This window comes from Arthrobacter sp. SO3 (genome assembly GCF_020532825.1).
GTDB lineage: Bacteria > Actinomycetota > Actinomycetes > Actinomycetales > Micrococcaceae > Arthrobacter.
The window spans coordinates 1-8,908 of record NZ_MQTS01000078.1; the positions used below are offsets into that span (position 1 = coordinate 1).

Sequence of the window (8,908 nt, forward strand, 5' to 3'; positions counted from 1 at the left end):
GGGCGGGGGAGGAGGGGCCGGCGATGAATACCGCCGCTTGGGTCCGCCGTTCGAAGCCCAGTTTGGCGAGCAGTGAGGAGACGTAGTTCTTGACGGTCTTCTCCGCAAGGAACATTTCCGCGGCAATCTGGCGGTTCGTGAGCCCGCCGCCCACCAGCTCCAGCACCCGCCGCTCCTGGGGGGTGAGGGCCGAGGTCCGGGGGTCCACTTCGTCTGCTTGGACCAGGCTGTCAACGATGCCCGCGGCGACACCCTCCGCGAAGAGCGACTCACCGGTGGCCGCCCGGCGCAGTGCACCGATCAGGTCTGTGCCGCCGATTTCTTTCAGGACGTAGCCGCTCGCGCCGGCCAGCACGGCTCCGCGCAGCGCCTGTTCGTCGTCAAAACTTGTCAGGATGATACAGTTCAGCGAGGGGTCCACCGAGCGTACGTCGCGGCAGACCTCGATTCCGGTCCCGTCCGGCAGCCGGGCATCGAGGACACAGACATCCGGATGAAGGGCGGGGATGCGGCGGGTCGCCTCGACGGCGGACCCGGAACTTCCCACCACAACGAAACCCTCGCCCTCGAGAAGCTCCTGAAGTCCGCGCCTGACGAGTTCGTGGTCATCCAGGATGAACACACGGATGACGGACGGCGCCCCGTCGGGTGCAGCGAGACCTGCATCTGCCCAGGCAATCATGATTCTCCTGTCCGGCAGCTTGCGCTGCCATGTATGGTGCGGTGCTCCCCAGCCTGCTCAACGGATCGCGGCAGCTGGTCATGCCTGCTCAATCCATTGTCATTCATTGTTGCTAACGCAATTCCATTTGTCGTTCATTGTTGCTAACGCAATTCCCCTTGTCGTTCATTGTTGCTAACCCAATTCCCCTTGTCGTTCGTTGTTGCTGACGCAGTTGGCTCCGTCGCCCACTCCAGCTGGCCACATGCTCCCCGCTGTCCGGTCATTTGGCCCGTCCAGTCATTTGGCTGGCCGAGTCATTTGGTCCGGACGGCAGCCGGCTGCGTTACCGACGACTGCCATAATCCTCCCCGCCCGAGGCCCCGACAAGGGTCCTTGGTCCTGCCGGGCAGGGCCCAGCCCCATTTCCCCATGACCTTTGGCCCTAGCTGCTCCAGTGGACGGGGCGGCATTGTAGGCTGGACGCGCCAGCTGTATGACGAAGGGATCTGCCATGACCGAAGCCAGGGACATCCGGACCATTGTGGTGGGGGTTGATGGCTCCGATGCATCGGTGGAGGCGCTGCGCCTGGCCCAGAGCCTGGCCGTGCCGCTCTCAGCGACGCTGGTGGCGCTGGCCAGCTGGGACGTTCCTCCGGTCTACGACGGTTATGTTGCCATGGGCATTGACGACTTCGACGTGCGTGCCGGGGAGATCCTGCAGGAGACGGTGGAAAAGGCCTTCGGAGCGGAAAAGCCTGCCAATGTCGAGTCCCGCCTCGTCCAGGGACACCCCCGGCACACCCTGATCGACGCCAGCCGGGACGCCGACATGATGGTGGTGGGTCGCCGCGGACACGGAGGCTTCGGCGGAATGCTGATCGGTTCCGTCAGCTCGGCCCTTGTGGCCCATGCCCATTGCCCCGTACTGGTCGTCCATTCACCGGCAGCCAGGGCAGACAAGTAGTCCGGAGCTTCCCGGGCGGTCCGCCCGGGAGGCTCCGGTTCGAACACTGCCCGATACGAACACGGCCCGATACGGGCACTGCCCTATTCGAAGGATGCCCGGCGGGGATCCGACAGCCGGGTGCTCCACAGGTCCGGGTTGTTGACTGTGAACCGGCGCCCCGTCAGTGCCTTCGGGGAAAGCCGGACGTAGTAGTCCTTGTCGCCCGGCTGCCACGGTTCAAGCAGCAGCGCGTCGACGGCGGCTTTCTCCTCCCGGCTTTCAATCAGCACGACCTCGCCGCGCGCCACCACACTCCAGGCCTGCTTTTCGTGGGTGTCGTAGCCGTCGATTTCGAAAGCGACGGGCTTGGCCGTCATCGCCGCCCACAGCTTGGTGCCCCCGGCGGTGCGGAAGACAATAGAGCGGCGCTCCAGCGCGAAGTTCACCGGAAAGATTTCCGGATGGCCGTCCACGATCAGGGCGATCCTCCCCACGACCTCGGTGTCCAGCAGTACCCAGCACTGGTCAATGGACAGTCCGAATTCGGGCGCAGGTGTCGTCTCTGTGTTCATGTGGACCCACGTTACGTACTGTCCGGTTCCCTCATTAGGGCCATAAGGCCCGTAGGCCGCGCCGGCGGACTCTGCTATGCGCAGCGTGCTACCAGGGGCTCGGCTTGTAGTCCTTCAGGAAGACGCCGAACTGGTCCTCGCCTGACTCGCCCATGATGATCGGGTCGTAGACCCGGGCGGCCCCGTCGACGAGGTCCAGGGGGGCGTGGAAGCCCTCCTCCATCAGGCGCACCTTCGTGTAGTGCGGGCGCTCATCCGTGATCCAGCCGGTATCGACGGCGGTCATCAGGATGCCGTCGGCGTCCAGCATTTCCTGGGCGCTGGTCCTGGTCATCATATTCAGCGCCGCCTTGGCCATATTGGTGTGCGGGTGGCCGGGGCCCTTGTAGGCGCGCGAGAACTGGCCTTCCATGGCGCTGACGTTCACGATGTACTTCCGCCGCGCGGTGGAGCGTTTCATGGCCCCGCGGAGCCGGCTGACCAGCAGGAAGGGGGCGGTGACGTTGCACAACTGGACCTCGAGCATCTCAAGGGGATCCACTTCGTCCACCACCTGCGTCCAACTGTTGATGCTGGCCACGTCCGGAACGAGGCCGCCGGCGTCGATCGCGGTGCCGGACGCGATGCGCTCCAGCGACGCTGAACCGGTGGACAGCGCCAGCGAGGTGATCGCGTCCCCGGCCAGGACCGGGTGCTCCAGCACGGTGCTTGCCAGGGCCAGCGGGTGCTTGTCGTGGGCGTGGCCGAAGGTCACGAGTTCCGGCCCTCCGTTGGCGGCGTGAAGGGCGGCGGGCAGGGGCTCGTCCTCGGCGTCGACCAGCGGCTTGTAGGCGTTGCCGGAGCGGCGTACGGTCTGGGCTGCGTTGTTGATGATGATGTCGAGCGGGCCCGCGGCGTCCAGGGAATCGGTCAGCGCCATGACCTGGGACGGATCGCGCAGGTCAATGCCGACGATCCGCAGCCGGTGCAGCCAGTCGCCGCTATCCTCCATGGCGGCGAAGCGCCGGGCGGCGTCCTTGGGGAAGCGGGTGGTGATGGTGGTGTGGGCGCCGTCGCGGAGCAGCCGCAGCGCGATGTACATACCGATTTTGGCCCGGCCGCCGGTCAGGAGGGCGCGGCGACCCGTCAGGTCCGTGCGGGCGTCGCGCTTGCTGTGGCTGAAGGCGGCGCAGTCCGGGCAGAGCTGGTGGTAGAACGCGTCCACCTGGGTGTAATGCTGCTTGCAGACATAGCAGGGCCGGGACTTGATCAGGTGCCCGGCGATGCTCCCCGTCGTCGAGGGGGCAAGCTTGTTGCCGCGGGTTTCGTCGTCGATCCGGTCCGGGGCCGCCGTCGCGGTCTGGGCAATCACGGCACGGTCCGCGTCCGCGATCAGATCGCGCTTGCTGACCCGCCGGTGGCGCTTGACGGCCTTGAACATCTTTCCGGTGGCGCGGCGCACCGAGACGTAGTCCGGGTGCTCCTCGTCGAAGACGTGGATGGTGTTCAGGACCTTCAGGCAGGCCTGGATTTCCTCGGGCGTCAGATCGGACGGCAGATCGGGGGAGCTCATTGCCCCAATTTTACAGCCTGCGGGGAGCCCGGGCCGACGGCGGCGCCGGGCTCCCGCTGCAGGGGACCAGCCTTAGGGGGCGTGGGTTGACCGCGGAGCCGTGACGCCGACGGCGGCGGCCTGGACTTCCGCGACCTTGTCCACGGAATCCCGCAGGGCAGGCCAGTGCTCCGTGGCGGCCCTGACCGCATCCGGCACCAGAATCAGGTTGGCGGCCGACAACTGGCGCTCCGCGTCGCCCGGTTCCGGGACGAGCTGCCCCTTGGAGAGCACGGTGATGCCGGAATCGGTGACCTTGAAACCGCGGGCCCGGTCCAGTTCGTGGTCGAGGCCGATCGCGGCGCCCGCCGGGACCTTGACGTTCTTGTCGATGATTGCGCGTTTGACGACGGCGCCTGCACCGATGTTGACCTTGTCCATCAGCACGGAGTCGAGCACCCGGCTGGAGGTGCCGACGTAAACGTCGTTGGAGAGCACGGAGCCTTCCACGATGCCGCCGGAGATCACGGTGCCGCTGGCGACGATCGAGTCCAGGGCGGTGCCGACCGTGTTCTTCTGGCCACGGACAAACTTGGCTGGCGGGGAGATGCTCTGCCGCGTGTAGATCGGCCACTCCGAGTTGTAGAGGTTGAACACCGGCACGGGCGAGATGAGGTCCATGTGCGCATCGTAGAACGAGTCGATGGTGCCGACGTCGCGCCAGTAGGTGCGGTCGCGTTCGGTGGAGCCGGGGATCTCGTTCAGGGTGAAGTCGTAGACGCCGGCCTCGCCCTTGTCGACGAAGTAGGGGATGATGTCCCCGCCCATGTCGTGCTTGGTGTCCAGCCGTTCGGCGTCGACGTGCAGGGCCTCGACGAGCGCGTCGGCATTGAAGACGTAGTTGCCCATGGAGGCGAGGAACTGGCTGGGGTCGGCGGCCAGTCCCGGTGTGGAGGACGGCTTCTCGACGAAGGCCGCGATCTTCTCCGGGTTGTTCTGGTCCACTTCGATGACACCGAATTGGTCCGCCATGTGCAGCGGCTGGCGGACGGCCGCCACGGTGGCCTTGGCGCCGCTGGCGACGTGCTGGTCGACCATCTGGGCGAAGTCCATCCGGTAGACGTGGTCTGCGCCTACGACGACGACGATGTCCGGGTTGGCGTCATGGATGAGGTTCAGGGACTGGTAGATGGCGTTGGCGCTGCCGAGGAACCAGCTCTTGCCCACCCGCTGCTGTGCGGGGACGGAGGCGATGTAGTTGCCCAGCTGTGTGGACATCCGCCAGGTTTCGGAAATGTGGCGGTCCAGGCTGTGCGACTTGTACTGGGTCAGGACAACGATCTGCAGGTAGCGGGAATTGACCAGGTTGGATAACGCAAAGTCAATGAGCCGGTAACTTCCCGCGAACGGCACACCGGGTTTGGCCCGGTCCGCCGTCAGTGGCATGAGCCGGTTTCCCTCGCCACCTGCGAGGACGATGGCCAGAACTTTTTTATTCGGCATGGTGATCGCTCCTGAACGCCTTTGTACTTCCCCAAAACAGTCCGGCACGCCCGAACGTCTTCACACTAGATCAGTTCCACCGTAACGACTACCTTGGGGTTTGTGCGTATAGACATTGTGACCAAAGAATTCCCGCCCGAAATTTATGGCGGCGCCGGGGTCCACGTGGCCGAGCTCAGCAGGGTGCTGGCCCAACACGTGGATCTGCAGGTGCGCGCCTTTGGCGCGCCCCGTGAGCCGGAGTACCACGGTGCGACGGTGACGTCCTACGCCGTGCCCGAGGATCTCGGCGGGGCGAACGCCGCACTGCAGACCCTGGGGGTTGATTTGCGGATCGTCCCGGACATCGCCGGCGCGGACCTGGTGCACTCCCACACCTGGTACGCCAACATGGCCGGGCATATCGCTTCGCTATTGCACGGCATTCCGCATGTGCTCAGCGCCCACAGCCTGGAACCGTTGCGTCCGTGGAAGGCCGAGCAGCTCGGCGGCGGCTACGCCCTCTCCTCCTGGGTGGAAAAAACCGCGTACGAGGCAGCGGCCGCGATCATCGCCGTGTCCGAGGGCATGCGCCAGGACATCCTGCGCAGCTACCCCGAGGTGGACCCTGCCAAGGTCAAGGTGGTGCACAACGGCATCGATGTCAGCCAGTGGAACCGGGATCAGGGTGATGACATCATCCGCGGACTCGGCATTGATCCGGAGCGGCCCAGCGTTGTCTTCGTGGGGCGGAACACCCGGCAGAAGGGCGTACCGTACCTCCTGCGGGCCGCCGCCAAGCTTCCGGCCGACGTCCAGCTGGTGCTGTGCCTGGGTGCCGCGGATACTCCGGAACTGGCAGCCGAGACGGCACGCCTGATCGAGGAGCTGCAGACCCAGCGCAGCGGCGTCATCCTGATCGAGAGGATGCTGCCCCGCAACGAAGTCGTCCAGGTGCTCAGCCACGCGACCGCGTTCGCGTGCCCGTCCATCTACGAGCCGCTGGGCATCGTGAACCTCGAGGCGATGGCCTGCGGCGCCGCAGTGGTGGCCAGTGCCACCGGCGGAATCCCCGAAGTGGTCCAGCACGGCGAGACCGGACTGCTGGTTCCGATCGAGCAGGTCACGGACGGTACGGGCATCCCCCTGGACCCGGAGAAATTCGTCACCGACTTCGCCGGGGCGCTTATCGAGGTGGTGTCCAATCCCGAGCGGGCACGCGCCATGGGGGAGGCCGGCCGGCGCCGGGCCGAGGAGCACTTCTCCTGGGAATCCATCACGGAAACCACCCTTGAGGTCTACCGCTCGGTGCTCCCCGCGGGTTCCTGACCGCCGGCACCGGACGAGCAAGAGGACACAAGAGCAGACGACGGCGCCGCCCCGGCCAAGGGGGCGGCGCCGTCGTTGTACTCCGGCCGGGTCAGGCGCCGCGCGCCTTTGATCCGTGTGACCCGTGGCTCTTGCGGGCCAGCAGGATTTTCTCGTCCACCGGGGCGTCGCCGCTGGCGCGCTGCGCGCGGAAGTACCCGCGGGCCTCGTCCTGGCGGTCCCTTTCGGCGCCCGTGGCGATCTCGGCGCGGAGGTGTTCGGGGCCGAACCCGAAGGCGTCCACCAGGTCCAGGGCGTGCGGGCGGATCTTCACGAGCAGGCGGTTGATGTAGTCGCCCAGGGTCCTGGCACGCTGCATCGAGAGCCGGCCGTTCATCAGGTACCAGGACAGGTTTTCCTCGATCAGGGACAGCCCGAAGAGGTCGCGCAGCCAGGTCAGGACTTTCCTGGTTCCCGGGTCGGTGACCTTGCCGAGTGCTTCGGTGAAGGCCTCCCACTGCAGCAGTTCGGCGTGCGCCTGGGCAGCTTCGATGAGTTCGTTCTGGTGGCTGTTGAACAGGGCCGCTCCCTGCTGCTGCGGCAGCTTGTTGGCGCCCTTCAGGGCCGAGCCGACATCGGCGACCATGGTCTGCACCCGGTCGGTCAGCAGGGCGCGCTGGCTCGCTTCGTCCTTGATCGCGATGGCCGCCTTCTGCGCCGACCCGGTATCGGCCATGAACTGGGCGACGCCGCGCAGGCCCGTCCGGTGGATGGCGGCACCGGTGGCCTGGCCGACCACGTAGCGGGTGAGCACCCCGAAGTTCACGTTCCGGAATTCCTTGGCGTAGTCGGCCAGCAGCCGCTTGGCGACCAGCTGCAGCAGGACGGTGTTGTCACCCTCGAAGGTGGCGTAGACGTCAAGGTCGGCGCGCAGCGAGGCAAAGCGGTTCTCGATCAGGAACCCGGCGCCGCCGCAGGCCTCCCGGCATTCCTGCAGCGTGTCGAGGGCATGCCAGGTGCTGAGCGGTTTGAGGGCCGCGGCGAGGGTCTCCAGGTCCTGGCGGTCCTCGTCCGTGTCGGCGCGGCCGGAGAAGACGTCGTCGAATTTCTCCAGGAGCTGTTCGCTCGCGAAACCCGCGGCGTAGGTCCTGGCCAGGCGGGTGAACAGGCGCCGCTGGTGCCGCTGGTAGTCCAGCAGCACTTCCTCGTCGGTCTGCGAAGACGCGTTGAACTGGCGGCGTTCCGTGGCGTACTGGATCGCCGTTTTCAGGGCCAGCTTCGAGGCGGTGACGGCAGCGCCGTCGAGCGAGACGCGGCCCTGGACCAGGGTGCCGAGCATGGTGAAGAAGCGGCGGCCCGGGCTGGCGATGGGGGAGCTGTAGCTGCCGTCGGCATCGACGTTGCCGTAGCGGTTCAGCAGGTGGGTGCGCGGGATCCGGACGTGCGTGAAGTGCAGCCGGCCATTGTCGATGCCGTTCAGCCCGCCCTTGACGCCGTCGTCCTCGCCGCCGATGCCGGGCAGGAACGCCTTGGTTTCCGGATCGCGGAGGTCCATGTAGAAGGCATGGACACCGTGGTTCACGCCGCCCGTCACGAGCTGGGCGAAGACTACGGCGGCGAGGCCGTCCACGGCGGCGTTCCCGATGTAGTCCTTCCAGGCAGCCCGGAACGGCGTGTGCACCACGAATTCCTCGGTCGCCGGATCATAGGTGGCGGTGGTGGCGATGCTGGCGACGTCGGAGCCATGCCCGGTCTCCGTCATGGCAAAGCAGCCCGGAATGTCCAGGTTCATGATGCCGGGCAGCCACTTGGCATGGTGCTCCGCGGTGCCGAGGTGGTTCACGGCAGAGCCGAACAGGCCCCACTGGACTCCGGCCTTGATCTGCAGCGAGGGATCGGCGATGACGAGTTCCTGGAAGCCGGCCACGTTGCCGCCGTGTTCGTCGGCGCCCCCGACCGACGCGGGGAAGGCGCGGTGCACGGCGCCGTTCTCCACCAGGATCTTCAGCTGGCCGAAGACGCGCTGGCGGTGTTCGGTGTGCGTCAGGCCCTCTGTCTTGTGCAGCTCCGGCCGCGCCGCCAGCGCCCGTGCGGTCCGGCGCGTGTCGGCCCACTTTCCAAGGAGCAGCTCGCCCAGCGCCTCGACGTCGACGACGGGGGCCGGCGCTGCGGACGCGGCCGCCTGGGCAGCAGCCGTTTTGGACGCGGCCGCCTTGGGGGACGCGGCGCGCGTCGGGGCAGTTTTCGTCGAAGTGGCGCCCGCGGGGCGGTCGACTATTTCGGTCATGTCGTTTCCTTCTGTGGTTCTGACAAGGTCGGTGGTGGCCTCGTGCCGGTGGTGGCGTCGTGGCTGGATGGATCCGGGTCAGGCCGGCCCGCGGATGACCGGGCCGGCTGCTCGGGGG

General features: G+C 66.8%; 7 protein-coding genes. 2 read left to right on the forward strand and 5 right to left on the reverse strand.

Annotated elements, in window-relative coordinates; translation table 11 throughout:
- Positions 1-682: response regulator (locus tag BJQ90_RS08350; RefSeq protein WP_226759829.1), on the reverse strand; the 682-nt coding region annotated here is incomplete at its 3' end.
- A gap of 493 nt (positions 683-1,175) precedes the next feature.
- On the opposite strand from BJQ90_RS08350, the gene BJQ90_RS08355 reads away from it, so the two are divergent.
- Positions 1,176-1,628, forward strand: a complete 453-nt coding sequence (locus BJQ90_RS08355) for a universal stress protein (RefSeq protein WP_226759830.1) — start codon at positions 1,176-1,178, stop codon at positions 1,626-1,628.
- Between the two features lie 83 nt (positions 1,629-1,711).
- Here BJQ90_RS08355 and BJQ90_RS08360 read toward each other — a convergent pair whose 3' ends face one another.
- The 3 genes from BJQ90_RS08360 to glgC form a co-directional block, all read right to left on the reverse strand.
- Positions 1,712-2,182, reverse strand: a complete 471-nt coding sequence (locus BJQ90_RS08360; protein ID WP_226759831.1) for a pyridoxamine 5'-phosphate oxidase family protein — start codon at positions 2,180-2,182, stop codon at positions 1,712-1,714.
- Positions 2,183-2,270: 88 nt separating this feature from the next.
- On the reverse strand, positions 2,271-3,734 hold the full coding sequence (locus BJQ90_RS08365; RefSeq protein WP_226759832.1) for an SDR family NAD(P)-dependent oxidoreductase: 1,464 nt from the start codon (positions 3,732-3,734) through the stop codon (positions 2,271-2,273).
- A gap of 72 nt (positions 3,735-3,806) precedes the next feature.
- On the reverse strand, positions 3,807-5,222 hold the full coding sequence (gene glgC / locus BJQ90_RS08370) for a glucose-1-phosphate adenylyltransferase (protein ID WP_226759835.1): 1,416 nt from the start codon (positions 5,220-5,222) through the stop codon (positions 3,807-3,809).
- 96 nt (positions 5,223-5,318) lie between these two features.
- On the opposite strand from glgC, the gene glgA reads away from it, so the two are divergent.
- Positions 5,319-6,524, forward strand: a complete 1,206-nt coding sequence (glgA, locus tag BJQ90_RS08375; protein WP_226759833.1) for a glycogen synthase — start codon at positions 5,319-5,321, stop codon at positions 6,522-6,524.
- Positions 6,525-6,615: 91 nt separating this feature from the next.
- On the opposite strand, the gene BJQ90_RS08380 is transcribed toward glgA, so the two are convergent.
- A complete protein-coding gene (locus BJQ90_RS08380; RefSeq protein WP_226759834.1) occupies positions 6,616-8,790 on the reverse strand; it encodes an acyl-CoA dehydrogenase in 2,175 nt (724 codons plus the stop codon).
- Between the last annotated feature and the right edge of the window lie 118 nt (positions 8,791-8,908).

Coding starts and splice junctions, on each gene's coding strand:
- BJQ90_RS08355 (WP_226759830.1), top strand. CDS start 1,176: ATGACCGAAGCCAGGGACATCCGGACCATTGTGGTGGGGGTTGATGGC.
- BJQ90_RS08360 (WP_226759831.1), bottom strand. CDS start 2,182: ATGAACACAGAGACGACACCTGCGCCCGAATTCGGACTGTCCATTGAC.
- BJQ90_RS08365 (WP_226759832.1), bottom strand. CDS start 3,734: ATGAGCTCCCCCGATCTGCCGTCCGATCTGACGCCCGAGGAAATCCAG.
- BJQ90_RS08380 (WP_226759834.1), bottom strand. CDS start 8,790: ATGACCGAAATAGTCGACCGCCCCGCGGGCGCCACTTCGACGAAAACT.